Origin of the sequence: Caballeronia sp. GACF4 (assembly GCF_023631025.1) — a bacterium.
Taxonomy (GTDB): Bacteria; Pseudomonadota; Gammaproteobacteria; order Burkholderiales; family Burkholderiaceae; genus Caballeronia.
Genome location: NZ_JALQDW010000002.1, coordinates 285,729 through 309,391, shown reverse-complemented (window position 1 = coordinate 309,391; position 23,663 = coordinate 285,729). Strand labels below are relative to the sequence as shown.

At 61.6% G+C, this 23,663-nt stretch carries 24 protein-coding genes and 1 other RNA gene; 6 read left to right on the top strand and 19 right to left on the bottom strand.

Going from position 1 to position 23,663, the window contains the following annotated elements:
* Positions 1-2 precede the first annotated feature (2 nt).
* The 3 genes from NCR40_RS01530 to tyrS are packed head-to-tail and all read right to left on the bottom strand — an operon-like array spanning position 3 to position 2,364.
* Positions 3-650 carry a histidine phosphatase family protein gene (locus NCR40_RS01530; RefSeq protein WP_250508556.1) on the bottom strand — a complete coding sequence of 216 codons (648 nt, stop codon included), beginning with the start codon at positions 648-650 and terminating at the stop codon, positions 3-5.
* Positions 647-1,120: a D-aminoacyl-tRNA deacylase gene (dtd, locus tag NCR40_RS01525; protein ID WP_244826992.1), complete on the bottom strand. Its 474-nt coding sequence runs from the start codon at positions 1,118-1,120 to the stop codon at positions 647-649. Before dtd ends, NCR40_RS01530 begins: the two co-directional genes overlap by 4 nt.
* Positions 1,117-2,364 carry a tyrosine--tRNA ligase gene (gene tyrS, locus NCR40_RS01520; RefSeq protein ID WP_250508555.1) on the bottom strand — a complete coding sequence of 416 codons (1,248 nt, stop codon included), beginning with the start codon at positions 2,362-2,364 and terminating at the stop codon, positions 1,117-1,119. Before tyrS ends, dtd begins: the two co-directional genes overlap by 4 nt.
* 291 nt (positions 2,365-2,655) lie before the next feature.
* On the opposite strand from tyrS, the gene NCR40_RS01515 reads away from it, so the two are divergent.
* Complete coding sequence (locus NCR40_RS01515) at positions 2,656-3,786, top strand: anhydro-N-acetylmuramic acid kinase (protein WP_309845120.1); 1,131 nt, start codon at positions 2,656-2,658, stop codon at positions 3,784-3,786.
* A 69-nt stretch (positions 3,787-3,855) separates the two neighbouring features.
* On the opposite strand, the gene erpA is transcribed toward NCR40_RS01515, so the two are convergent.
* From erpA to rplM, 3 genes are all read right to left on the bottom strand, one after another.
* Positions 3,856-4,221 carry an iron-sulfur cluster insertion protein ErpA gene (gene erpA / locus NCR40_RS01510; protein ID WP_244826990.1) on the bottom strand — a complete coding sequence of 122 codons (366 nt, stop codon included), beginning with the start codon at positions 4,219-4,221 and terminating at the stop codon, positions 3,856-3,858.
* Between the two features lie 208 nt (positions 4,222-4,429).
* A complete protein-coding gene (gene rpsI, locus NCR40_RS01505) occupies positions 4,430-4,822 on the bottom strand; it encodes a 30S ribosomal protein S9 (protein WP_244826989.1) in 393 nt (130 codons plus the stop codon).
* An 11-nt stretch (positions 4,823-4,833) separates the two neighbouring features.
* Positions 4,834-5,262 carry a 50S ribosomal protein L13 gene (gene rplM, locus NCR40_RS01500; RefSeq protein WP_244826988.1) on the bottom strand — a complete coding sequence of 143 codons (429 nt, stop codon included), beginning with the start codon at positions 5,260-5,262 and terminating at the stop codon, positions 4,834-4,836.
* Between the two features lie 639 nt (positions 5,263-5,901).
* On the opposite strand from rplM, the gene NCR40_RS01495 reads away from it, so the two are divergent.
* Complete coding sequence (locus NCR40_RS01495) at positions 5,902-6,324, top strand: OsmC family protein (RefSeq protein ID WP_244826987.1); 423 nt, start codon at positions 5,902-5,904, stop codon at positions 6,322-6,324.
* 64 nt (positions 6,325-6,388) lie between these two features.
* Here the strand turns inward: NCR40_RS01495 and rnpB are convergent.
* The 3 genes from rnpB to pyrC all read right to left on the bottom strand — a co-directional run bounded on the left by rnpB (position 6,389) and on the right by pyrC (position 8,816).
* Positions 6,389-6,803: RNase P RNA component class A (rnpB, locus tag NCR40_RS01490), an RNA gene on the bottom strand.
* Between the two features lie 90 nt (positions 6,804-6,893).
* On the bottom strand, positions 6,894-7,730 hold the full coding sequence (locus tag NCR40_RS01485) for a DUF3025 domain-containing protein (RefSeq protein WP_250508554.1): 837 nt from the start codon (positions 7,728-7,730) through the stop codon (positions 6,894-6,896).
* Positions 7,731-8,816: a dihydroorotase gene (pyrC, locus tag NCR40_RS01480; RefSeq protein WP_250508553.1), complete on the bottom strand. Its 1,086-nt coding sequence runs from the start codon at positions 8,814-8,816 to the stop codon at positions 7,731-7,733.
* Between the two features lie 188 nt (positions 8,817-9,004).
* Between pyrC and NCR40_RS01475 the strand changes: the two genes are divergently transcribed.
* Positions 9,005-9,907: a class II glutamine amidotransferase gene (locus NCR40_RS01475; protein WP_250462994.1), complete on the top strand. Its 903-nt coding sequence runs from the start codon at positions 9,005-9,007 to the stop codon at positions 9,905-9,907.
* A 71-nt stretch (positions 9,908-9,978) separates the two neighbouring features.
* Here NCR40_RS01475 and NCR40_RS01470 read toward each other — a convergent pair whose 3' ends face one another.
* The 6 genes from NCR40_RS01470 to NCR40_RS01445 all read right to left on the bottom strand — a co-directional run bounded on the left by NCR40_RS01470 (position 9,979) and on the right by NCR40_RS01445 (position 15,785).
* Positions 9,979-10,704, bottom strand: a complete 726-nt coding sequence (locus NCR40_RS01470; RefSeq protein WP_250462991.1) for an amino acid ABC transporter ATP-binding protein — start codon at positions 10,702-10,704, stop codon at positions 9,979-9,981.
* Positions 10,701-11,378, bottom strand: coding sequence for a glutamate/aspartate ABC transporter permease GltK (gene gltK / locus NCR40_RS01465; RefSeq protein WP_244826982.1), 678 nt, complete (start codon positions 11,376-11,378; stop codon positions 10,701-10,703). The genes NCR40_RS01470 and gltK overlap by 4 nt, the downstream gene beginning before the upstream one ends.
* Positions 11,378-12,118 (bottom strand): amino acid ABC transporter permease, encoded by a 741-nt coding sequence (locus NCR40_RS01460; RefSeq protein ID WP_250462988.1) that lies wholly within the window; start codon positions 12,116-12,118, stop codon positions 11,378-11,380. The genes gltK and NCR40_RS01460 overlap by 1 nt, the downstream gene beginning before the upstream one ends.
* A 69-nt stretch (positions 12,119-12,187) precedes the next feature.
* Positions 12,188-13,081: a glutamate/aspartate ABC transporter substrate-binding protein gene (locus NCR40_RS01455; RefSeq protein WP_244826980.1), complete on the bottom strand. Its 894-nt coding sequence runs from the start codon at positions 13,079-13,081 to the stop codon at positions 12,188-12,190.
* A 309-nt stretch (positions 13,082-13,390) separates the two neighbouring features.
* On the bottom strand, positions 13,391-14,704 hold the full coding sequence (locus NCR40_RS01450) for a Glu/Leu/Phe/Val family dehydrogenase (protein WP_250508552.1): 1,314 nt from the start codon (positions 14,702-14,704) through the stop codon (positions 13,391-13,393).
* Between the two features lie 109 nt (positions 14,705-14,813).
* On the bottom strand, positions 14,814-15,785 hold the full coding sequence (locus tag NCR40_RS01445) for a LysR family transcriptional regulator (protein ID WP_244826978.1): 972 nt from the start codon (positions 15,783-15,785) through the stop codon (positions 14,814-14,816).
* Positions 15,786-16,157: 372 nt separating this feature from the next.
* On the opposite strand from NCR40_RS01445, the gene NCR40_RS01440 reads away from it, so the two are divergent.
* Positions 16,158-17,546, top strand: a complete 1,389-nt coding sequence (locus NCR40_RS01440) for an MFS transporter (RefSeq protein ID WP_250462980.1) — start codon at positions 16,158-16,160, stop codon at positions 17,544-17,546.
* 23 nt (positions 17,547-17,569) lie between these two features.
* On the opposite strand, the gene NCR40_RS01435 is transcribed toward NCR40_RS01440, so the two are convergent.
* Positions 17,570-19,453: an ABCB family ABC transporter ATP-binding protein/permease gene (locus NCR40_RS01435; RefSeq protein WP_250508551.1), complete on the bottom strand. Its 1,884-nt coding sequence runs from the start codon at positions 19,451-19,453 to the stop codon at positions 17,570-17,572.
* A 215-nt stretch (positions 19,454-19,668) separates the two neighbouring features.
* On the opposite strand from NCR40_RS01435, the gene NCR40_RS01430 reads away from it, so the two are divergent.
* The gene (locus NCR40_RS01430; RefSeq protein ID WP_244826974.1) at positions 19,669-20,064 is read left to right on the top strand and encodes an acyl-CoA thioesterase; all 396 of its coding nucleotides are present in this window, start codon (positions 19,669-19,671) and stop codon (positions 20,062-20,064) included.
* Between the two features lie 15 nt (positions 20,065-20,079).
* On the opposite strand, the gene NCR40_RS01425 is transcribed toward NCR40_RS01430, so the two are convergent.
* Positions 20,080-20,559, bottom strand: coding sequence for a nitrate reductase associated protein (locus NCR40_RS01425; RefSeq protein ID WP_244826973.1), 480 nt, complete (start codon positions 20,557-20,559; stop codon positions 20,080-20,082).
* A 203-nt stretch (positions 20,560-20,762) separates the two neighbouring features.
* Here NCR40_RS01425 and fdhD point away from each other — a divergent pair, with 203 nt between their 5' ends.
* Positions 20,763-21,590, top strand: a complete 828-nt coding sequence (gene fdhD / locus NCR40_RS01420) for a formate dehydrogenase accessory sulfurtransferase FdhD (RefSeq protein ID WP_250491770.1) — start codon at positions 20,763-20,765, stop codon at positions 21,588-21,590.
* 27 nt (positions 21,591-21,617) lie between these two features.
* Here the strand turns inward: fdhD and NCR40_RS01415 are convergent, their stop codons facing one another.
* Positions 21,618-22,382 carry an enoyl-CoA hydratase gene (locus NCR40_RS01415; RefSeq protein ID WP_244826971.1) on the bottom strand — a complete coding sequence of 255 codons (765 nt, stop codon included), beginning with the start codon at positions 22,380-22,382 and terminating at the stop codon, positions 21,618-21,620.
* Positions 22,383-22,438: 56 nt separating this feature from the next.
* Positions 22,439-23,638 carry an acetyl-CoA C-acyltransferase gene (locus NCR40_RS01410; protein WP_250508742.1) on the bottom strand — a complete coding sequence of 400 codons (1,200 nt, stop codon included), beginning with the start codon at positions 23,636-23,638 and terminating at the stop codon, positions 22,439-22,441.
* Positions 23,639-23,663 lie beyond the last annotated feature (25 nt).

Sequence of the window (23,663 nt, the reverse complement as noted above, 5' to 3'; positions counted from 1 at the left end):
GGTTAGGCTTGCTTTCGCAACCCATCGTCGTCCGTATCCGTCGCCAGATGCGAAACGTCGCCCCACAAAACCACCCTCGCCGCGTCCCCGTCGTAATCAACGACATTGACGCTGCAATTCAACAACGGCCAGTCGCGAGCGTCCTGCAACGACAGCTTCTTAGCAAACCGATAGATGCAGTCCAGCACGCCGCCATGCGCCACGCACGCAATGCGCCCGCCCGGATGCGCGGCTAGGATAGGCTCCATTGCATGCACGACACGGTGATAAAACACCCGCTGTGATTCGCCACCCGGCGGCGTAAAACCCGGGTCCCGCGTTTGCCACTCGACGAACTCCGCAGGAAACTTCTCGCTGATCTCGTCGCTGTCATGACCTTGAAACGCGCCGTACAAGCGCTCGCGCAGTCCCTTCGAAAGACACAGTTCGAGCCCGAGCGCATCCGCGAAAGGACGCGCCGTTTGCTGCGCGCGTTGCAGGTCACTCGAATAGACCGCATCGAGCCCGCCCTCACGCGCCAAGCGCCGGCCCAGTTGCTCGGCCTGCAGGCGCCCGTGCTCGGAGAGCGGAATGTCGATATGCCCTTGTATGCGCTTGATGCGATTCCAGTCGGTTTCGCCGTGGCGAATGAAAAGGACCTGAGTGGTCATGGCGTTTCCGGTTGCGGCCGCACTTGCAGCCAGAATGTGACCGGCCCGTCGTTCACGAGCGATACCTGCATGTCCGCACCGAATTCGCCGGTCTCGACCACCGGATGCTTCTTCCGCGCCTCGCGCACGAAGTGGTCGAAGAGGCGCTTGCCTTCGTCGGGCGGCGCGGCGGGCGTGAAGCTCGGACGCAAGCCGCTCGACGTATCGGCGGCAAGCGTGAATTGCGACACCAGCAAGACGCCGCCCGCGCGCCCCGCGCCATCCATGTTCTGCACGGAAAGATTCATCTTGCCGGCAGCGTCGCTGAAGACTCGATACGCAAGCATCTTCGCCAGCAGCTTGTCGGCGGTTGCTTCGTTGTCGCCGCGCTCGGCGCAGACCAGCGCGAGCAAGCCTGCGCCGATGGCGCCCGTGACACGCTCGCCCACGCGCACGTCGGCGCGCGCCACGCGCTGGATGAGCGCAATCATGCGGTCAACGTGATCCGCGCAAAACGGCGCTTGCCGACTTGCACGACGAACTCGCCCGCCTCGACCTTCAAGCCTTTGTCGGTGATGGTCACGCCATCGATCTTCACGCCGTTCTGCTCGATGTTACGCAGCGCTTCGCTCGTCGATGGCGCGAGTCCCGCCTGCTTGAGCAACTGACCAATGGCGAGCGGCGCACCCGCGAGCGTGACGCTCGGGATATCGTCCGGCACGCCGCCCTTCGCGCGATGATTGAAGTCTTCGAGCGCGCGCTCGGCATCTGGCGCCGAATGAAAGCGCGTGACGATCTCCTGCGCCAGCAACACCTTGAAGTCGCGCGGATTGCGGCCGCCTTCCGCTTCCTTCTTGAAGCCCGCGATTTCCTCGATGCTGCGGAAAGACAGCAGTTCGAAATATCGCCACATGAGCACGTCGGAGATGCTCATCAGCTTGCCGAACATCTCCGTCGGCTTCTCGCTGATGCCGACGTAATTGTGCTTCGACTTCGACATCTTCTCGATGCCATCGAGACCTTCGAGCAGCGGCATCGTCAAAATACATTGCTGCTCTTGACCGTATTGCTTTTGCAATTCGCGGCCGACAAGCAGATTGAATTTTTGGTCCGTGCCGCCGAGTTCGAGGTCCGCGTTCAGCGCGACGGAGTCGTAGCCTTGCATCAGCGGGTAAAGCAACTCGTGGATGGAAATGGGCACGCCGCCCTGAAAGCGCTTGGTGAAATCCTCGCGTTCCAGAATGCGCGCGACCGTGTAGCGCGATGCCAGCTTGATCATGCCGTCGGCGCCGAGCGGCATCGACCATTCGCTGTTGTAGCGAATCTCGGTCTTCTCGCGGTCGAGCACGAGCGCGGCCTGTTCGAAATACGTCTTTGCGTTGTTTTCGATCTGCTCGCGTGTGAGCGGCGGGCGGGTGGCGTTGCGGCCGGAGGGATCGCCGATCAGCGAAGTGAAATCGCCGATCAGAAAAATGACCTGATGCCCGAGGTCCTGCAACTGGCGCATCTTGTTCAGCACGACCGTATGGCCGATATGAATGTCCGGCGCCGTCGGATCGAGGCCGAGCTTGATGCGCAGCGGCTTACCCGTGGCCGCGCTTTTGGCGAGCTTCTGCGCGAATTCGTCTTCGATCAGCAGTTCGTCGCAACCGCGCTTGGCGATGGCGAGCGCGTTGCGCACTTCGTCGGTAATCGGAAAGGCTTGCGCGGCAGGTGCGTTGGATTCAGTGGTCATGCTTTGCGGCTTGTGAGGTCAAAATGAGCGGTCGCGGGCGGCACTAACGCCGATGACGAAGCCGTCCGAACAACGCGGCGACATTCGCGAAAATGAGTGCAATTGCAGGTTCGAGCCGACGATTTTACGCGATGACGTGCCCTTTCGCGCCCTTTCGGCCAGCAATCGCGCCCGAATTGCAGAACGAGGCTTTTGACGCCGCTTAACGATTCGGCCAGTTACGCGGATAATCGCGGCTTAGCGGACTCGAGCGAATCGAAGGAGAGCAGCGTGGGTAAAAAGACCGAGGTAATCGAAAGCGGCGCGGCGGACGGCGTGTACTTCGGTTTGATGTCCGGCACGAGCATGGATGGCGTCGATGGCGTCGCGGTGCAGTTCGCGACCGGCAAGACGCCCGTTGTTCTTGGCGAGGCTCACGTCTCGTTCTCGAAGGGTCTGCGCGACGCGCTTTTCGAACTGCAAGCGCCCGGCGCCAACGAGCTTGAACGCGAGGCGCTCGCCGCCAACGCGCTCGCCACGCGCTACGCCGTTTGCTGCCACGAATTGCAGAGCATGAGCGGCTATTCGTCCACAAAGGTGCGCGCAATCGGCGTGCATGGCCAGACGGTGCGGCATCGGCCGGAAAAGGGTTACACGCGCCAGATCAACAATCCCGCGTTGCTGGCGGAAATGACAAACATCGACGTAATAGCAGATTTCCGCAGCCGCGATGTCGCCGCCGGCGGCCAGGGCGCGCCGCTCGTGCCGGCGTTTCACGCGACGCTCTTCGGCGCGAAAAACGAAACGCGCGTGGTCTGCAATCTCGGCGGTATCAGCAACATCACGATTCTCTCGTCGAGCGGCGCGGTACGCGGCTTCGACTGCGGCCCGGCAAATGCGCTGCTCGACGAATGGGCGCTTCGTCATTTGCAAAGACCCTATGACGACGGCGGACAATTCGCGGCATCGGGTCAAGTCAATCAGGCGCTCCTGAACGCGTTTCTCGATGAACCGTTCTTTCAGGAAGCACCGCCCAAGAGTACCGGGCGCGACTTGTTCAATCCCGCATGGCTCGACGCCAAACTCGCGGCGTTCACGGGCCTCGCTCCCGCCGATGTACAAGCCACGCTCGCCGCGCTGACGGCGACTTCGGTGGCGCGCGAGATCGAGCGTCACGCATCCGACGCCCGCGCGGTCTACGTTTGCGGCGGCGGCGCGCGTAATCCGGTGTTGCTCAGGATGCTTCAACAGGCGCTGGAAGAAAGCGGCGTGGCGGGCGTTCCCGTCATGACGACCGACGCGCTCGGCGTGCCGCCGCAACAGGTCGAGGCTTTTGCCTTCGCGTGGCTCGCAATGCGCTGCGTCGCGCGCAAGCCCGGCAATCTGGCAGCCGTGACAGGCGCAGCGGGCGAACGCGTGCTCGGCGCAATCTATCCGCACTGAGCCGACTAAAGCCTGGAAACGAAAACGGAGCCCGAAGGCTCCGTTTTTCATTCGACCGCTAAACCGAACTCAGACCGAGAACGACGATCCGCAACCGCAAGTGGTCGTGGCGTTCGGATTCTTGATCACGAACTGCGCGCCGTTGAGGTCGTCCTTATAGTCGATCTCCGCGCCGACGAGATATTGATAGCTCATCGAATCGACGAGCAATTGCACGCCCGCCTTGTCCATCACGGTATCGTCTTCGTTGACGGCTTCGTCGAACGTAAAACCATACTGGAAGCCCGAGCATCCGCCGCCCTGCACGAACACGCGCAGCTTCAGTTCCGGATTGCCTTCTTCATCGATCAATTGCTTGACCTTGTCCGCGGCCGCGTCGGTGAAGACGAAGGGCAAAGGCATCTCGGTCGTGGGGGTGTCGCTCACAGTGCTCATTCGAATTCTCCAATTAAGCTTCTAACCGCTATTGTAGGGCTCTTCCTAACATCGTGCTCGATGTCCATGAAATCAATGGGCTAAAGCAAATTCGACACAATTTGGCGCAGCGCGCGTCAGAACAAAAAAAGCCGCCGGCACGTGCGGTGCGGGCGGCTTTTTCGGGCAACTTCGCGTCCAGTAAGACGGAGGCGAAGCGCCAAAGCGCTTAACGCTTCGAGAACTGCTTCCGGCGGCGTGCCTTGTGGAAACCGACCTTCTTACGTTCCACTTCACGCGCGTCGCGGGTGACGAAGCCAGCGTTCGACAGTTGCGACTTGAGCGTTGCGTCGTAGTCCATCAGCGCGCGGGTGATGCCGTGGCGAACCGCGCCTGCCTGACCCGTTTCACCGCCGCCCGACACGTTGACCTTGATGTCGAACGTGCTTGCGTGATTCGTGAGTTCCAGCGGCTGACGCACGATCATCAGCGAGGTTTCGCGCGAGAAGTAGTCGGCGATGGGCTTGCCATTGACGACGATATCGCCCTTGCCCGACTTAATGAAGACGCGAGCGACGGCGCTCTTGCGGCGGCCCGTACCGTAGTTCCAGTTACCGATCATGTGGGCTCCCCTTAGATCTCGAGCGCTTTAGGCTGTTGAGCCGTATGCGGATGCGTTGCTTCGGCGTAGACCTTCAGCTTCTTGATCATTGCGTAGCCGAGCGGACCCTTCGGCAGCATGCCCTTCACGGCCTTCTCGAGCGCGCGGCCCGGGAAACGCTCTTGCATTTTGCCAAACGTCGTTTCATAAATGCCGCCCGGGTAGCCCGAGTGACGATAGTACTTCTTGTCCGTAGCTTTATTGCCCGTGACCTTCAGCTTGCCGGCGTTGATGATGATGATGAAATCACCAGTGTCGACGTGCGGGGTGAATTCAGGCTTGTGCTTGCCGCGAAGACGGCGTGCCACTTCGCTGGCGACACGGCCGAGAACCTTATCCGTCGCGTCAATCACGTACCATTCACGCGTCACCTCATGGGCTTTTGCGGAAAACGTCTTCATGATCGATCCAAAAATTTAAATCTGCCCTTGGCTGTTTTCAGCCTTTACCTTTGTTCGGTCCTGCTTATATGAGCGTTCAAGAACTTGCGTTCAGGACGCGCTGCAGGCTCTCCCTGACTTCTCTTCGCGGGCGTGGAACGAAGAGAACTTTGAATTATAAAGGGAAATAGTCGCGGAGGTCAAAAGAATGACGCTTTTGGGCCCGCCGCATGGGCGCTGTGGGCGAAAAAAAGCCCGAGCGCTGAGGGCTCGGGCTTAATCCACCAAAGGAGGAGGTGGAGGAGACGCGGTAGATGTGTCTAACTGCGACAACCAATGAGACAAGTATAGGCACGGTCATGCGGGGAGGCAAGAAGATTTGCATCGTGAAAGATGAGTTCATAATGTGAAATTTCGGTTACCGTGCAGTGTGCGCAACTTCATCTTTTAAATCATCGCGATAGAACGGATTCAGCGGTCATCCAGAGCGATTTAACCCGCTAGAGTCCTTCCTCCACTTCGCGAATCTGTTATCCGGCGGCAATACCCTCACGTAAAGGTTTGCTCGTCAACCGGTAGATGCGCGCATGCGCAGCCATCCCGACGACCGCGAGCCGCTACAATGAAAACCCTGTAAACGTAGAACGCTGGAGCCTGAGCATGGAAAGCAAAGTGAGCTGGATGGGACCGGACGGCATGGCGTTCGCGGCCGAAACGGGCAGCGGTCATATCGTCACGATGGACGGAGCGCCCGAAGGCGGCGGACGCAATCTCGCGCCGCGTCCGATGGAAATGGTGCTGCTTGGCACCGGCGGCTGCACCGCCTACGACGTGGTGATGATCCTGAAAAAGAGCCGCCAGGAGATTCAAGGCTGCTCCGTCACGCTCAAGGCCGATCGCGCGAGCGAAGATCCCAAGGTCTTCACGAAGATTCACTTTCACTTTACGGTCACGGGCAAGAATCTGAACCCGGCGACCGTCGAGCGCGCGATCAACCTGTCGCATGACAAGTATTGCTCGGCGTCGATCATGCTGGCGAAGACCGCGGAACTGACGCATTCGTTCGATATCGTCGAAGTCTGAACGAGCGCGCAAGCAAAAAAGAGCCGGCGTCACGCGCGTGACGCCGGCTCTTTCTTTTGGAATACGACAAAGCGGGCCGATAAGCCGGATTCTGTGCACGCAATACGCCCGAAAGCGATCGCGCGTGGCAGTCATTCCTCTAGGCGCGCCATTGCTGACGCGCTCAAGCTTCCTACCCGCAGACGAACGGGGGCACCGTCCTGCATCTCGAAGATGCGCGCCTGCCTATTTGGAATTGCTCCGGGTGGAGGTTACCGTGCCGGCCAGTCTCACGATGGCCGCGGTGCGCTCTTACCGCACCGTTTCACCCTTACCTGATCTCCCGACTTGCGCCAGGAGCCATCGGCGGTTTGCTTTCTGTTGCCCTGTTCCGCGTGTTGCCACGGATGGCCGTTAGCCATCACCCTGCCCTGTGGAGTCCGGACTTTCCTCGCCCTCGACGCACGAAACGTCGAAGCCGCGACTGCCTGGCCTGCTTTGTGGGGTCGATTCTAGCATCGGGTGTCTACCGCATCTCGAGGAATAGCTTTTTGCCTGCGAATCGTGCGCGCTGCGTTGGCCGCGACGTCTCACGCGCTGCGTCTGCCCGAACGAAACACTGTCGTATCGTCGTAAAACTCGGGGGATTCGTTTGCTTGCCACCAGCCCGGCACGCCAAGCACAGGTATCGGCGAGAAGGCGCGGCTTTCGATCGTCCCGGCATTCAGGCTTGCCGTTACGCGTTCATCGAGCAAGGCGCGGCGGGCGGTATCGTCAAGAGAGAAGTAGTCAGTGGGCACCGGCACGAGCCACGCGTGCCCTGTGCACGCCTTGTACGGCGCAACGAGTTTTTCCAGCAGCGCGTGTCCGAAGATGCGCGCCTCACAGCGCGTACCCCACGCCGCACGGCCCTCGATGAAAAGCGCACGCCAGTCGAAGCGGCGCAAGGCATCGGCGAGCATTGCGTCCGAGTACGCGAAAAACACCGCGTTTTCGTCGAAAAGCGTAAGCGCGTCGCGCACGCCGCCGCGCGTCGGACCGATACCGCGCGTCTCGATCTGCTCGGCCTGTCGCGCATTGAGCGCCGCCTTGACGCGCGGATACGCAAACCACATCAGGCCGTTGAAAAAATCGTGGAGGTTATGGCGCGTGGGCACGCATCCCGTTTCGGCGATATGCCCTTCATACGACGCCCCGTCCGGCAAGGCTTCCTGCGCGATAAACGCGAGCGGCCGAGCGCGCCCCGTGACATGCGCGGCGGCTTGGGCGTCGTCGTTCATGACGGACAAATAGCGCGCCGGGCTATCGAGCGCGGCGGCTTGCCAGCGCCTGCCGCGCGTTTCGATCGATGGTAACCACGGGCGCGTCCAGTCGATTGCCGCGAAACGGCCAACGCCGTCTTCAGCCGCCCCCGACGCGCCGCTCACTCAACTTGCCTCCACGAAGCGCCATCCGATCGATTCCCCGCCACGCAGCGGCACGACCTCTTCGTCGCCGACGGAAAACTCGGCGGGCAGCGTCCACGATGCGCGCTCGAGCGTCACTTTCTCCGCGCTGCGCGGCAGGCCGTAGAAATCCGCGCCATGAAAGCTCGCGAAACCTTCCAGTTTGTCGAGCGCGCCGGCTTTATCGAAGGCTTCCGTATAGAGTTCGAGCGCGTGGAGCGCCGTGTAGCAGCCCGCGCAACCGCACGCGTGCTCTTTCAAGCCTTTCGGATGCGGCGCGCTGTCCGTGCCGAGGAAAAAGCGCGCGTTGCCGGAAGTCGCCGCCTCGACCAGCGCCACGCGATGCGTCTCGCGCTTCAACACCGGCAGGCAGTAGTAATGCGGCCGGATGCCGCCCACGAGAATGGCATTACGGTTGAACAGCAGGTGATGCGCGGTGATGGTCGCGCCGATCGTGCCATCCGGACCTTCGGCGTCGCGCACGTAATCGGCGGCGTCCTTCGTCGTAATGTGCTCGAACACGACCTTGAGCGCGGGGAAATCGCGGCGCAGCGGCAGCAGCACGCGGTCGATGAACACCTTCTCGCGATCGAAGATATCGATATCGCCATCGGTCACTTCGCCGTGGATGAGCAGCGGCATGCCCGTTTCCTGCATGACTTCGAGCGTCTTCGCGCATTTGCCGAGGCTCGTCACGCCCGCGTCCGAATTGGTCGTCGCGCCCGCCGGATAAAGCTTCACACCGTGCACGAAGCCGCTATCGCGCGCCCGGCGGATCTCGTCAGGCGGCGTGTTGTCGGTGAGATAAAGCGTCATCAGCGGCTCGAAACGCGCGGCGGCTCCGTCTTTCGGCAGCGCGGCCAGAATGCGCTCGCGATAAGCCGCGGCCATTTCCGTGGTCGTCACGGGCGGCTTCAGATTCGGCATGATGATCGCGCGACCGAACTGGCGCGCCGTATGCGGCAGGACGGCGGCGAGCATCGCGCCGTCGCGCACGTGCAGATGCCAGTCGTCGGGACGCGCAATCGTGAGTGTCGTGAGCGAATCGGGCGAGGCGGAATTGGACATGGCGTGATGGCGGCGGAAACGTTGGAGTCGGGAGATCTAAAGACCTGGCAAAAACATCCGTGGAAAATTGACAACGCCGCGTTTTGCCCGACGCCGTTCGAATTTTGGATGACTGCCCCGGTGATATGCTTGTCGGACGTATTGTAACAACGGGCTCAATGCCCTTACCGGCTCTCGCTTTCAGCAACATGTGCCAACTTCTCGGAATGAACTGCGCCGAACCGACCGATGTGACGTTCTCGTTCACCGGGTTCGCCGCGCGTGGCGGGGTCACGGATCACCACGCGGACGGCTGGGGTATCGCATTCTTCGAGGACAAGGCGTGCCGGCTTTTCATCGACCATGAATCGTCCGCCAAGTCGCCGCTCGCGGAGATGGTGAAGCGCTATCCGATCAAATCGAAGAACACCATCGCGCATATTCGCAAGGCGACGCAAGGGCATATCCTGCTGGAAAACTGCCATCCGTTCCTGCGTGAGTTGTGGGGACGGCACTGGATCTTCGCGCACAACGGCGATCTCAAAGACTACGCGCCCGAACTGAACGGCCTGTATCAACCCGTCGGCAACACAGACAGCGAGCTTGCCTTTTGCACGCTGCTGGAAGGTTTGCGCAAGGCGTTTCCGCGCTCGCAGCCGCCGCTGGAAGAATTGTTCGACGCGCTCGCCTCGCTCACAGGCGAGATCACGAAGCACGGCGTGTTCAATTTCCTGATGTCCAACGGCCAGGCGCTCTTCTCGCACTGCTCGACGCATTTATACTATCTGGTTCGCAGTTGGCCGTTTTCGACCGCGCATCTGATCGACGCGGACATGTCGATCGATTTCGCCAAGTACACGACGCCGGAAGATCGCGTGGCGGTCATCGCCACCTCGCCGCTCACCGATAACGAAGTCTGGACGCGTTTTGCGCCCGGCGATCTCGCCATGTTCCAGAAAGGCGCGCTCTCGCGCACGGTGAACATTCCGGTGCCGGATGAAGTCGCGAAGAAGGCCGCCGAGCCGCTTGCCAAAGCGTGCGTGGGATCGGCGCTGAAGATCGAGGAAATTCAGTCGACGGCGTCGGTGGAAACCGAACTCGGGATCGAATAAAACGAATCGAACGCTGAATAAAAACGGCCTTCCTCACGGAAGGCCGTTTTGCATGACGCCGCTAAAACGCGTCAGTGCAGGATTTTCGCCAGAAAGTCCTTCGCGCGATCCGACTTCGGATTCGCAAAGAACGCTTCCTTCTGGTCGTCCTCGACGATCAATCCCTTGTCCATGAAGATCACGCGATGCGCGACCTTCTTCGCGAAGCCCATTTCGTGCGTCACGCACATCATGGTCATGCCTTCCTGCGCGAGTTCGACCATCACGTCGAGCACTTCGTTGATCATCTCGGGATCGAGCGCGGAGGTCGGTTCGTCGAAGAGCATGGCAATCGGGTCCATCGACAGCGCGCGGGCAATCGCCACGCGTTGCTGCTGACCGCCCGACAACTGGCCCGGAAACTTGTCCGCGTGCGCGCGCAGGCCCACGCGATCGAGCAGTTTGAGACCCTTCGTCGTCGCTTCGTCGCTCGAACGGCCCAGCACCTTGATCTGCGCGAGCGTCAGGTTCTGCACGATCGACAGATGCGGAAACAGCTCGAAATGCTGGAACACCATGCCGACCTTCGAACGCAGCTTCGAGAGATTGGTCTTCTTGTCCGTGAGCGATTGACCGTTGATGGTGATCTCGCCCTTCTGAAACGGTTCGAGCCCGTTCACGGTCTTGATGAGCGTCGACTTCCCCGAACCCGACGGGCCGCACACCACGACGACCTCGCCTTTCTTCACTTCGGTCGTGCAGTCCGTCAGCACCTGGAACTGCCCATACCACTTGGAAACATTCTTGATAGAGATCATCTTGCGACCTTTTTCTGAAGACTTTTTACGAGTGCCGATGCCAACACGCAAACCACGAAATAGCACGCGCCGGCGAACAGCACCATCTCGACGGTCGTGCCGTCGCGGTCGCCGATGTTCGTCGCCGTGCGGAAGAAGTCCGCGAGACTGATCACGTAGACGAGCGACGTATCCTGGAACAGGACGATCGCCTGCGTGAGCAACAGCGGCACCATTGCGCGGAAAGCCTGCGGCAGCACGACGAGTTTCATCGCCTGGCCGTAGGTCATGCCGAGTGCGAACGCCGCGTTCACCTGACCGCGCGCCACCGCCTGAATGCCCGCGCGAATGATCTCCGAATAGTACGCAGCTTCGAAGAGCGAGAACGCGACCATCGCGGAAGCGAGGCGAATGTCGATATCGGCGGATAAGCCGAGCACATTCTGCAGCAACTGCGGCACGATCAGGAAAAACCACAGCAACACCATCACGAGCGGAATCGAGCGGAACACCGTGACGTAAGCGCTCGCGAACCACTGCAAGGGTTTCACACCCGACAGACGAAACAGCGCGAGCACCGTGCCCCAGACAATGCCGATCACGATGGCGAGCACCGTGATCTGCAGCGTGATGATGGCGCCCGTCCACAGCGTGGGCCACGCGCCCACAATGCCGCTCCAGTTGAATTGATGCATTACTTGCCTCCGATGTAGCCAGGCAACCGGGTCTTCGCTTCTACCCAGCGCATCAGGTTCATCACGACGAGGTTGATGAGCATGTAGGCGAGCGTCACCGCGATGAACGACTCATACGTCTGCGCCGTGTAGTCGACGAGTTGCCGCGCCTGCGCCGAAAGGTCGAGCAGACCGATGGTCGACGCGACCGCCGAATTCTTGAACACGTTGAGGAATTCCGACGTGAGCGGCGGCACGATGATGCGATAAGCGACCGGCATCAACACATAGCGATACGTCTGCCATTGCGTGAAACCCATCGCGAGACCCGCGTTGCGTTGACCAGGCGGCAGCGCGCTGATGCCCGAGCGCACCTGTTCGCACACGCGCGCGCCGGTGAAGAGTCCGAGACAAATGATCGACGAGGAAAAGAACTGCGCCGATGGCGGCAGTTGCTTGAACCAGTTGCCGATGGAAGGCGGCAGCAACTCGGGTATCACCAGATACCAGACGAAGAACTGCACGATCAATGGAATATTACGGAAGATCGCGACATAGACAGTGCCGATGGCCGCCAGGAAGCGATTCGGGACCGTGCGCAAGATGCCGAACAACGAGCCGACCACAAGCGCGATCACCCAAGCCGCGAGCGACACGGTAATCGTCACCCAGAAGCCGGAAATCAGCCAGCCGAGATACGTGGTGGGCTCGCCGGTCGAAACCGGACTCAGCAGAATGCCCCAGTTCCAGTGGTAAGACATGGACCTCACTCCAAAAAGAAACGGAAGAAGCAAGCTCCTTCCGTCTCGTTCGCTCGATAGTCGAACCGGTTAGTCGATTACTTTGTCATTCGGGCTCTTGAAGAGAGCCTTAATGTCGTCGCTTTCCGGGAAGTTGAGGTTGAGGCCCTTCGGCGGAATCGGGCTTTCGAACCACTTCTTGTAGATCTTGTCGGCGTCGCCCGAGGTTTCCACCTTGGCGATGGCGTCGTCCACGACCTTCTTGAACTCGGGGTCGTTCTTGCGCATCATGCAGCCGTACGCTTCATGCGATTGCGGCGCGCCGACGATCACGAAATCGTTCGGCGTGTTGGACTTGGCGCGTTCGCCCGCGAGCAACGCATCGTCCATCATGAACGCGACGGCGCGGCCGGTCGACAGCGTGAGAAACGACTCGCCGTGATCCTTCGCGCTGATGATGTTCATGCCCATGCTCTTGTCCTGATTCATCTTGCGAAGCAGGCGCTCGGAAGTCGTGCCGGCGGTCGTCACGACCGTCTTGCCCTTCAGGTCCGCCCAGTCCTTCACGCCGGAATCCTTCTTGGTCATGAGGCGCGTGCCGATCACGAAAATCGTGTTCGAGAAGGCCACTTGCTGCTGACGTTCCGCGTTGTTCGTGGTCGAGCCGCACTCGAGGTCCACCGTGCCGTTCTGCACGAGCGGAATACGGTTTTGCGACGTGACCGGCGTGAGCTTCACCTTCAGATTCGGCATGTTGAGCTTCTGCTTGACCGCTTCCACGACCTGCAGCGCGAACTCATGCGAATAGCCGACGACGTTCTGCTTGTCGTCGTAGTACGAGAAAGGAATGGACGACTCGCGATGCCCCAGCGAGATCACACCCGTGTCCTTGATTTTCTTGAGCGTCCCGGCGTCTTGCGCGTGAGCGCTAGCCGCGATGAATCCGAGCGCGGCGATGAGCAGCGCAGCTTTTTTAATCTTCATGTGTTCGATCTCCTGTGGCAAAAATCGGGGCAAGTTTAGCAGGGTAATTATTCTGAAAGAATGATTGTTAACCCACTCTGTCTTATTTTCGGGATGTCGGCGGAAAGGTCACCGGCATTGGCGCTTGAGCACTTACTTCAGTCGAGCCGCGTCGCGACAGAAAACCGCGATGTTATAGCAATCCTCATGCAAATGCGGGCGACGTCCCGAAGGAACGTCGCCCGCAAATTTCATCGATCGTTCATGCGGCACGCGTCATGCGAGCCGCTTGCCTCATGCCACATCCGACACGAGCGCGTGGCCATGCGATCAGGGATACAGGCCGCGCATTTCACGCGCCATGAGAATGCGCGTACAGGCCACGATGAAGGCCGCCGTGCGCACCGAAACCTTATGCTCGCTCGCCACTTGCCAAACCGCCGCAAACGCTTCACGCATGACACGTTCGAGCCGCTGGTTGATCTCGTCCTCGGTCCAGAAGAAGCTGGAGAAGTCCTGCACCCATTCGAAATACGACACCGTCACACCGCCCGCATTCGCCACCACGTCGGGGATTACGAGCACGCCCTTGTCGTGGAGGATGTCGTCGGCGGCCGTCGTGGTCGGGCCGTTCGCGCCTTCCACGACGATCTTCGTTCTGATCTTCGGTGCGTTCTTCTCGGTGATCTGGCCTTCCAGCGCGGCTGGAATGAGGATGTCGGTCTCGATGGTCCAGAACTCGTCCGGCGATACCGGATCGGCGCCAGCAAAGCCGCCTACGCCGCCGTTCTGCGCGACGTGCTCGGCGAGCGCGAGCGTGTCGATACCCTTCGAGTTGTACAGCGTGCCCGTGTGATCCTGCACGGCGATGACCCGCGCGCCCGCTTCCTGGAACAGCCGCGCCGCGATTCCGCCGACGTTGCCGAAACCCTGCACCGCGATACGCGCGCCTTCGATCTCGAGCCCCATGCGACGCGCCGCTTCCGAGCCGACGACGAACACGCCGCGCCCTGTCGCTTCCTTGCGGCCGAGCGAGCCGCCAAGCGCGATCGGCTTGCCGGTCACGACGCCCGTAGCCGTTTGCCCCTGGTTCATGGAGTACGTGTCCATCATCCAAGCCATGATCTGCTCGTTCGTGTTCACGTCCGGCGCGGGAATGTCCGTGTTCGGCCCGATGATGATGCCGATCTCGCTCGTGTACCGGCGCGTCAGGCGTTCGAGCTCGCCACGCGAGAGCAAGCGCGGATCGACGCGAATACCGCCTTTCGCGCCGCCGTACGGCACGTTCACTGCCGCGTTCTTTACCGACATCCACGCGGACAAAGCCATCACTTCGGAAAGCGTCACGTCCTGGTGATAACGCACGCCGCCCTTGCCGGGACCGCGCGACGTGTTGTGCTGCACGCGATAGCCTTCGAAATGCGCGACGGTGCCGTTGTCGAGTTCGATCGGGCAATCGACTATGAGAATGCGCTTCGGGCGCTTGAGGGTTTCAAGCCAACGGGAGAGAGAACCGAGATACGGTGCGACGCGATCGACCTGCTGCAAGTAGTTGCCCCAGGGGCCGAGATCGTCGGCATGGAGGTACGACGGGATCGCGTGTTTGGCGTCCGGCGCTTGCAGCGAGTGCTTCGAAGAGGACAATTGATGCTCCAGCGGTGAAGGAATGCGCCCATTGTCGAAAAACAGCGTGCGCAATGCCAATGCCGTTTGCTCATTCGATCATGCGTTTCTTGCATAACGTAGCAAACGCTTATCCACCGGGCTTTTGCGCCGATGCATCGAGCACTTCTTCGCCTACTGCATCCCATAGCGCGCGGATCAACGCCTGACGCGGTTCCTCCCCTTGAGCGGCCAGTTTGTCGCGGTAGAGGCGGATCTCCATCGTCAGCGTGAACTGACCGGCGCTCGTGCCGCGTGTTCCCCTGTCGAGCCGGATCAGCTTGCCTTCTTCCACCGCGTCTTCGACCGCGCTGTGCGGCAGGAACGCGACACCGTGACCGGCAAGCGCCATTGCCTTGAGGCCTTCGGCCATGTCGGTCTCGTAGACCTTGTCGAGATAGAGGCGCGTGGGCGCCGTCGCGATGATCACCTCCGTCATGCGGCCGAGATACGCGTTCTGCGTGTAGGACAGATACGGCGCGGGCGCATCCGCGCTTGCGGGCAGCGTGTAGCGCGCGCGTCCGCCCTTGTTGGGCGCGGAGAATGGACTGATCGGTTCGCTACCGAGCGTGAGCATGTCGTAGCGCGCGGGATCGAGCGCGACGGGATGACTCGGATGGTGATAGCCCATCACGAGATCGCAGCCGCCTTCGACGAGCGACAGCACCGCGTCGTGCACGTTGAGCGCGCGCAAGCGTGTGCGGATGCGCCCGAGCCGCGCTTCGACGTGTTCGAGCCAGCGCGGGAAATAAGTCAGCGACAACGTGTGCGGCACCGCGAACTCGATGGTCGCCGCGGGCACGCCGCCTTGACCGCGCAGCAGCATGCGGGCTTCGTGAAACTGCGAAAGCATGGCGAGCGCTTGCTCGTAGAAGACCTGACCGGCTTGCGTCAGACGCGTCGGATACACCGACCGGTCGATGAGCTCGGTGCCGAGCCACGCTTCGAGCGCCTGGATGCGCCGCGAAAACGCGGGCTGCGTGATATGCCGAAGTTCTGCCGAGCGGCTAAAGCTGCGCGTCTCCGCGAGCGAGACGAAGTCTTCGAGCCATTTGAGTTCCATCGTGGATGAGCGCCTTGCGCGCGCTATGCGGCGAAGAAAGCATTTTATAGGGATGCGCCCTGCACGCCCCATGAACCTCACGCAAGCGCGACGCACCATACCCATGCGGCTCGCGCACGAACGCGGTGCCGCAGCGCGCGCCTCGTCGCGTGGACATAAGGCGGGCAAGCGGCTCGCAAGTGTAAGCGGCACATGCCCTCAAGCCTCGCCGATAAGGGCGTCGCGCAGCCAGCCGATTGCGCACACATTTCTTTGGCATGGTGCTTGCAAATTTTCCTGATCTCGCTCAAGCCGATTGCTCGCCTCTGCGCTGCCTGTGATCGGTCAACCAGGCAGAAGCACTTCGCCACACGCCTACATCTGGAATTCGCAATGTCCAATCTGATCGCATCGCTCAAGAGCGGCAACTGGCGCTCGCTGCTCGCCTGTTTCCTGTACTTCGATACGGGCTTCACCGTCTGGGTGCTGTATGGACCGCTCGCGCCGTTCATCGGCCGGGACATCGCGATGACAGCGGCGCAGCAGGGCTTTCTCGTCGCAGTGCCGGTGCTCGCGGCGGCGATTCTGCGCGTGACGCTCGGCAACCTCTATCAATCGACCGATGGCCGTCGCGTCGCGCTGATGGGCGTGGTGCTCTCGTCGATTCCGTCGATCGTGCTGCCGCTGTTGCCCGGCGCGCCGTCGTATGCGCTCTTGCTCGTGCTCGGCGTGTTCCTCGGCATGGGCGGCGCGAGCTTCGCCGTCGCGTTGCCGATGGCCGGCAGCAACTATCCGCCGAAGGTCCAGGGGCTGGTGCTGGGTCTCGCGGCTGCGGGCAACATCGGCGCGGTGCTCGACGGCTTTCTGTTCCCGCATCTCGCCGATGCCTTCGGCTGGCAGCTCGCCACCGCCGCAGCGCTGCCGTTGCTCGCGCTGACCGCCATCGCGCTGTACGCGTGGGCATCGGATCTCGGCGAGAAAAGCGGCAGCACATGGCGCGCGCTGTCGAGTTTCGCGGTGACGCTCGTGAGCCTCATCGTGCTGGTGCTGGCGGTGAGCGGCGGCGTCTTCGGTGCAGGACGCACAGGCGTGTTGCTGCTGCCGGTGATAGGCGCGATCATCGCCATCGCGGTGTTGCCGGGCCGGTATCGCACCGTGCTGCGCGAGCGCGATACGTGGGTCATCATGCTCATCTACAGCATCACGTTCGGCGGCTTCGTCGGCATGTCGTCGTATGTGACGCTACTGCTTACTTCGCTCTATCAGATGCCCAAGCTCGAAGCCGGGCTTTTCATGTCGCTGCTCGCGTTCCTCGGCGCGATCGTGCGGCCCTTTGGCGGCTATGTCGCGGATCGCGTGACCGGTGTGCGTGCGCTGCTCGTGCTGCTTGCCGTGATCGCCGTGGGCGACTTTGCCTTCGCCATCTGGATGCCGCCTGTCGCCGGCGGTCTGGCATTGCTGATCTGCCTGTATATCGCGTTCGGGCTTGGCAACGGCTCGACGTTTCAGCTCGTGCCGCATCGCTGGAAGGGCAAGACGGGCTTGCTGTCGGGGATCGTAGGCGCGGCGGGCGGTATCGGCGGATTCTATCTGCCGGTGGTGATGGGCATTGCGAAGGAAAGCACCGGCAGCTATCAGATGGGCTTCGCGACTTTCGGCGTGATCGCTACGTGCGCGTTCGGTGCGCTGTTCGTGCTGCGCGCGCAGTGGCTGCGCTGGTCATCGACGGCGGCGCTCGGGGCCGAAGGCATGGCGATGAACGGCGCGCATGCGATGGAGTAGCGCGCATTCCGAGGCGACGGCGATCAAACCCCCGCCGTATCCCGCTGCCCCATCGCGGCGACATCATCGCTGCCGCGCTGCTGCTGAAGCGCCCACATCTGCGCGAAGAGACCACCCGCACGCAGCAGTTCCGCGTGCGTGCCGCGCTCCACGATGCGCCCGTGATCCATCACGATGATCTGCTGCGCATGCACCACCGTCGAAAGCCGGTGCGCGATGATGAGCGTGGTCCGCTCGCGAGCGATGTTATCGAGTTCATGCTGGATCGCGCGCTCGGACTTCGAATCAAGCGCGGAAGTGGCTTCGTCGAAGATGAGGATCGGCGGATTTTTCAAAAGCGTGCGCGCGATGGCCACGCGCTGCTTCTCGCCGCCCGACAACTTGAGGCCGCGTTCGCCGACCGGCGTGTCGTAACCCGCGGGCAGCGTTTCGATGAAGTCATGGATATGCGCCGCGCGCGCCGCCGCGATCACTTCGTCGCGCGATGCAGTGGGCTTTCCGTAAGCAATGTTGTAGTAGATCGAGTCGTTGAAAAGCACGGTGTCTTGCGGCACGATTCCAATTGCCGCGCGCAACGAATCCTGCGTCACGTCGCGAATGTCCTGACCATCGATCAGAATGCGGCCGCCCGCCGCGCGGTCGAGATCGTAGAAGCGAAACAGCAGCCGTCCCAGCGTCGATTTACCGGAGCCGCTATGACCCACCACCGCCGTCGTCGTGCCAGCGGGAATGGCGAAGTCGATGCCATGCAGGATGGGCCGCGCCGCCTCGTAGGCAAAGTTCACGTTCTCGAAGCGCACCGCCGCGCCCTTCACCGCAAGCGGCCGCGCATCGGGCGCGTCCGGGACTTCGCGGCCCGCGCCGAGCAGCGTGAACATGCGGTCGGTATCGGTCAAAGCCTGCTTCAATTCCCTGTACACCACGCCGAGAAAGTTCAGCGGAATATACAACTGCAACATGAAGGTGTTGATGAGCACGAGGTCGCCGAGCGTGAGCCGTCCGGCCATGACGCCTTGTGTCGCGCGCCAGAGAATGAACACGAGCCCCGTGCCGATGATCGTCTGCTGCCCGAAGTTGAGCATCGACAAGGAACGCTGCGACTGGATCGCCGCCGTTCTATAGCGCTGCAGGTTCTCGTCGTAGCGGCGCGCTTCCCACTCTTCGTTGCCGAAGTACTTCACCGTTTCGTAGTTGAGCAGGGAATCTATCGCGCGGGCGTTCGCCTTCGAATCGAGATCGTTCATCGTGCGGCGAAAATGCGTTCGCCATTCCGTCACCTTCACGGTGAACACGATATACGTCACTAACGCGATGAACGTGACGATGGCGTAATACGCTTCGTACTTCGTCGCGAAGAAGGTGAGCACGAGCCCCACTTCGACGAGCGTCGGCAGAATGCTGTAGAGCGAATACGACACGAGTTGCTGAATGCCGCGCGTGCCGCGTTCGATATCGCGCGACATGCCGCCCGTTTGCCGCTCCAGATGAAAGCGCAGCGACAGCGCGTGCAGATGCCGAAACACCTTGAGCGCAAGCTGGCGCACCGCGCTCTCCGTGACCTTCGCAAAGAGCAGTTCGCGCAGTTCGGTGAAGATCGAAGTCGACAGCCGCACGAGCGCATAAGCGATGACCAGCAACCCGATTCCGCTAATCAGCACGAGCCCCGGCGCGTCCTGCGCGCGGCCAAGCGCGGTGAGATGCTGCACGGACGAGAGGCTATCGACGATATGCTTCATCACGATAGGCACGCCAAGGTTCGTCACCTTCGCACCGATGAGACACGCAAGCGCGAACGCCACGCGCATCTTGTACGTGGCGAGGTAAGGCAACAGCGAGCGGATCGTCTGCCAGTCGCGGCGCGAGCCCTTGGCAGGCGCGTCCGTCTCTCTCGTGGGGATGCGGCGCATGAGTCGTATTTTTCGGGCGCCTTCGGGCACGTTGCGCGGGGGCGGCGTTTCAGACGCTTGGGGGTTCTTGCGGGAGCGCGATCTACGCGTGCTATCCCGGTACAATTCGCGAGACTCGCTGGCTTGCTGCTCGCGAGTCATCTATACATATGCATTGTCGCAGAAGGTTCAAGGCCCCGCTCACGGCCGCTGCGACGCAACACCGGACCCTTTCCATGCCCCAAGAATCCAGTCTTCCCCAAAAGCCGGTCGCCCTGCGTGTCGTTCCGCAGCCCGCCGACGCCAACGTGCACGGCGATGTCTTCGGCGGCTGGATCATGGCGCAGGTGGATATCGCGGGTTCCATTCCCGCGAGCCGGCGTGCGAACGGACGCGTGGCGACCGTCGCCGTGAACTCGTTTCTGTTCAAGCATCCGGTATTCGTCGGCGATCTGCTGAGCTTCTACGCGGACATCGTCAAGACGGGCAACACGTCGGTGACGATATCCGTCGAGGTCTATGCGCAGCGCATGAGTCTCGCGGAAGAAGTGGTCAAGGTGACGGAGGCGACACTGACCTATGTCGCCACGGATCGCGATCGTCGCCCGCGCGTGTTGCCCGCGCTCGATTGACCTTCTCGCAGACGTTTATTCGGTCAGGCCGAATTCGCGCATGGCCGGCAAGAAGTCGTGATTGAGTTTGTCTGCGTTGCGCGAGAGCTTGGCTAGCGCGTAACGCTGGAAGCGATCGAGCTTGCCCCAGCGCGACAAGCTCGGCGCGCTCACACCAGCTAGACTGCTTTGACGAATCACGGATTCAGGCACGGCATCGGCATGTGCCCAGACGGGATCGGTGTCGCGCTCGATTTGTTCCGGCGTGGCATTGGCATGTGTTTTCAGCATCTCTTCGAGCGCGAGATCGAAGTTCTTTTCGAGTTCCGCATCGTCTTCCACGGGAAAGCGTGCAAGCAACGCGCGATCTTCATACGGAAGCTGTTGCCATTCCTCGAGCGCGATACGCATGCCAAAGCGATCCAGATTGAAGCGCACGGCAAGCGGAATGAAACGCAAGTTGTCCGAGGATTCAACCTCGAAGCCGAAGAGACGAGCGGCGTCGTAAAGTCCCATGACGTTAGCCTCGTTGGATTGAGGGGCGCGCGCGGCGCGCATCGCCCGCTTAAGTTATTGTAGGGCTCTGAATCTGGCTGGAACCGTTGCAAATGAACCGCTGACGCGCGCTTTAGAAAACGCGGACAGCATGACATGGCAGCAAGCGTCATACCCACACTTTACTTGAACGCGGCGGCCATGCGGTAAAGAAGGAGCAGCAAGTGAGTCGACTCGATACCGACGATCAACCCGGCTATGTCGAACGCAACGTGCGCAGGCATCGCAAGGGCGAGAGCGCGATCGTCACGGATAACGTGGGCCAGGAATGGCCCGTTGCGCTCGTCTACAACGGCATTTCGCACGCGGTCATGATGTGCACGCCGCGCGATCTCGAAGCCTTCGCGGTGGGCTTCTCGCTGACGGAAGGTATTGTCGAGCGGGGCAGCGACATTCACGACATAGAAGTCTATTACCGTGATGAAGCAGACGCGCTGCCTCATGCCGAAGTGCACTTGCAAGTCGTGCAGCAGGCGTTCGTTTCGCTGAAGGACAAGCGGCGCGCATTGGCGGGCCGCACGGGTTGCGGCGTGTGCGGGATCGAGAGTATCGACTTGCTGGATTTGCAGCCCGAAGCCGTGCCGGATACTGGCTTTCTCGCGAAGCTCGCGCCCGATGCCATCGAACGCGCCGCGCGCGATCTGCCCGCGCATCAGCGGCTGACGAAGCTCACCGGCGGCCTGCACGCCGCTGCATGGTGCGACGAAACAGGCGCGGTGCTGCACGCGTTCGAGGATGTCGGCCGCCATAACGCGCTCGACAAACTCATCGGCCATCTCGTGCTGCAGCGTGTGGACACGACGCAAGGCTTCGTGTTTCTGTCGAGCCGCGCAAGCTACGAACTCGTGCGCAAGTCGGCGCGCGTTGGCGTTCCGATGATCGCGACTATCTCCGCGCCGACTTCGCTTGCCATCGCCATCGCGAAGAAAGCGAGCCTGAGGCTCGTCAGCTTCGCGCGCGAAAACAGCTTCGTCGAGTACGACGCGGACTGAGCGCGCTTCAGGCGTTTTGCGCAGGCTTTATTCGAACGCGCTGAAGTTCGGTTTGCGTTTCTCGAAGAACGCCTGAAACGCTTCACGCGCTTCCGGCGCGGCGAGCATGCGCGCAAAGTGCCCCGCTTCCTCGCCCATGCGCGCGGTGACTTCCGCCGCCTGTGCGCCCTTCAGCAAGGACTTGGTCGTGCGCAGCGACGACGCCGGCAACGCGGCCAGCTTCCTCGCCTTGCCAAGAGCGTAGGCATCGAGTTCGGTGGCAGCGAGCACGCCGTTGACAAAGCCCATTTCGGTGGCTTCCTTGACATCGAATGCTTCGCCGAGCAGCAGCTTTTCCGCCGCACGCTGGTATCCGGCGATACGCGGCAACAATAGACTCGATGCCGCTTCCGGACACAAGCCGAGCTGCACGAAGGGCAGCGAGAACTTCGCGCCCTCGGCCGCGTAGACGAGATCGCAATGCAGAAGCATCGTCGTGCCGATACCTACCGCCACACCCGATACCGCCGCAACCACCGGCTTCGGCATCGCGCTCAGGCGGCGCAGGAATTGAAACACGGGCGCGTCCTGGTCTTTGGGCGGATCGTTGAGAAAGTCTTCGAGGTCGTTGCCCGCGCTAAAAGCGCCGCCGTTGCCGCGAATCAGCACGGCGCGCACGGAAGGATCTTTCTCGGCTTCGTAAAGACCGTCGGCCATCTCCTGATACATCGCAGCCGTGATCGCGTTCTTCTTCTCGGGGCGATTCAGCACGATGCAGAGCACGCCATCCGCGCGTTCGATGAGAATCTCCATCTTCCGTCTCCTGTCGTATGGTCCGCCAACGCTCGACGCGCTGGCGGACCACGTCATCACAGCCGCTCGATGATGCCGGCAGCGCCCATTCCGGTGCCGACGCACATCGTCACCATGCCGTACTTCAGATTGCGGCGGCGCAGGCCATGTACGACGGTCGCCGCGCGAATCGCGCCGGTCGCGCCGAGCGGATGCCCGAGCGCAATCGCGCCGCCGAGCGGATTGACCTTCGACGGATCGAGCCCGAGGTCCTGAATCACCGCGAGCGACTGCGCCGCGAATGCCTCGTTGAGTTCGATCCAGTCGATGTCATCCTGCTTGAGACCGGCGGCCTTCAATGCAGCGGGAATCGCTTCCTTCGGCCCGATGCCCATGATCTCCGGCGGCACGCCGCGCACTGCAAAGCTCACGAAGCGCGCGAGCGGCGTGAGGTTGAATTGCTTCAACACTTTCTCCGACACGACGATCAACGCGCCCGCGCCGTCGGAAGTTTGCGAACTGTTGCCCGCCGTCACCGAGCCCTTGTTCGCGAACACCGCGCGCAGCTTCGCGAGACCTTCGACGCTCGTATCGGCGCGCGGACCTTCGTCGAGCGCGATCTCACGGGCATTCACGCGCACTTCGCCCGAAGCGAGATCGGGGAAGCGTTCGTTGAGCGTGTAAGCCGCGATTTCATCGGCGAATTCGCCCGCCTTTTGCGCCGCCAACGCACGCCGATGCGACTCCGCCGCGAACGCGTCCTGCGCCTCGCGGCTCACCTTCCAGCGCTCGGCCACGCGCTCGGCGGTCAGCCCCATGCCGTACGCAATGCCGACGTCCTCATTGCGATCGAAGATATGCGGCGACAGCGACGGCTTGTTGCCCATCATCGGCACCATGCTCATGGACTCGCAGCCGCCTGCGATCATCGCGTCGGATTCGCCCACGCGGATGCGGTCCGCGGCCATCGCGAGCGCCGTCAGACCCGATGCGCAGAAGCGGTTCACCGTCACGCCGCCGACCGTGTTCGGCAGACCCGCGAGCAAGGCGCCCATGCGCGCGACGTTCAGCCCTTGCTCGGCTTCGGGAATGGCGCAGCCGACGATCGCGTCTTCGATCACGCTCGTGTCGAGTCCGGGCACTTGCGCCACAGCCGAGCGGATGGCGTGGACCAGCAGTTCATCCGGGCGCGTGTTCTTGAACACGCCGCGCGGCGCCTTGCCAATAGGCGTGCGGCTCGCGGCGACGATATATGCGTCTTGCAATTGCTTGCTCATCATTTGCAGCTCCAATAGGTCGCGT

What these genes read in the sequence shown, in the direction of transcription:
- NCR40_RS01530 (WP_250508556.1), bottom strand. Translation starts at nt 650, where the DNA reads ATGACCACTCAGGTCCTTTTCATTCGCCACGGCGAAACCGACTGGAAT.
- dtd (WP_244826992.1), bottom strand. Translation starts at nt 1,120, where the DNA reads ATGATTGCGCTCATCCAGCGCGTGGCGCGCGCCGACGTGCGCGTGGGC.
- tyrS (WP_250508555.1), bottom strand. Translation starts at nt 2,364, where the DNA reads ATGACCACTGAATCCAACGCACCTGCCGCGCAAGCCTTTCCGATTACC.
- erpA (WP_244826990.1), bottom strand. Translation starts at nt 4,221, where the DNA reads ATGAGCACTGTGAGCGACACCCCCACGACCGAGATGCCTTTGCCCTTC.
- rpsI (WP_244826989.1), bottom strand. Translation starts at nt 4,822, where the DNA reads ATGATCGGTAACTGGAACTACGGTACGGGCCGCCGCAAGAGCGCCGTC.
- rplM (WP_244826988.1), bottom strand. Translation starts at nt 5,262, where the DNA reads ATGAAGACGTTTTCCGCAAAAGCCCATGAGGTGACGCGTGAATGGTAC.
- NCR40_RS01495 (WP_244826987.1), top strand. Translation starts at nt 5,902, where the DNA reads ATGGAAAGCAAAGTGAGCTGGATGGGACCGGACGGCATGGCGTTCGCG.
- pyrC (WP_250508553.1), bottom strand. Translation starts at nt 8,816, where the DNA reads ATGTCCAATTCCGCCTCGCCCGATTCGCTCACGACACTCACGATTGCG.
- NCR40_RS01475 (WP_250462994.1), top strand. Translation starts at nt 9,005, where the DNA reads ATGTGCCAACTTCTCGGAATGAACTGCGCCGAACCGACCGATGTGACG.
- NCR40_RS01470 (WP_250462991.1), bottom strand. Translation starts at nt 10,704, where the DNA reads ATGATCTCTATCAAGAATGTTTCCAAGTGGTATGGGCAGTTCCAGGTG.
- gltK (WP_244826982.1), bottom strand. Translation starts at nt 11,378, where the DNA reads ATGCATCAATTCAACTGGAGCGGCATTGTGGGCGCGTGGCCCACGCTG.
- NCR40_RS01460 (WP_250462988.1), bottom strand. Translation starts at nt 12,118, where the DNA reads ATGTCTTACCACTGGAACTGGGGCATTCTGCTGAGTCCGGTTTCGACC.
- NCR40_RS01455 (WP_244826980.1), bottom strand. Translation starts at nt 13,081, where the DNA reads ATGAAGATTAAAAAAGCTGCGCTGCTCATCGCCGCGCTCGGATTCATC.
- NCR40_RS01445 (WP_244826978.1), bottom strand. Translation starts at nt 15,785, where the DNA reads ATGGAACTCAAATGGCTCGAAGACTTCGTCTCGCTCGCGGAGACGCGC.
- NCR40_RS01440 (WP_250462980.1), top strand. Translation starts at nt 16,158, where the DNA reads ATGTCCAATCTGATCGCATCGCTCAAGAGCGGCAACTGGCGCTCGCTG.
- NCR40_RS01435 (WP_250508551.1), bottom strand. Translation starts at nt 19,453, where the DNA reads ATGCGCCGCATCCCCACGAGAGAGACGGACGCGCCTGCCAAGGGCTCG.
- NCR40_RS01430 (WP_244826974.1), top strand. Translation starts at nt 19,669, where the DNA reads ATGCCCCAAGAATCCAGTCTTCCCCAAAAGCCGGTCGCCCTGCGTGTC.
- NCR40_RS01425 (WP_244826973.1), bottom strand. Translation starts at nt 20,559, where the DNA reads ATGGGACTTTACGACGCCGCTCGTCTCTTCGGCTTCGAGGTTGAATCC.
- NCR40_RS01415 (WP_244826971.1), bottom strand. Translation starts at nt 22,382, where the DNA reads ATGGAGATTCTCATCGAACGCGCGGATGGCGTGCTCTGCATCGTGCTG.
- NCR40_RS01410 (WP_250508742.1), bottom strand. Translation starts at nt 23,638, where the DNA reads ATGAGCAAGCAATTGCAAGACGCATATATCGTCGCCGCGAGCCGCACG.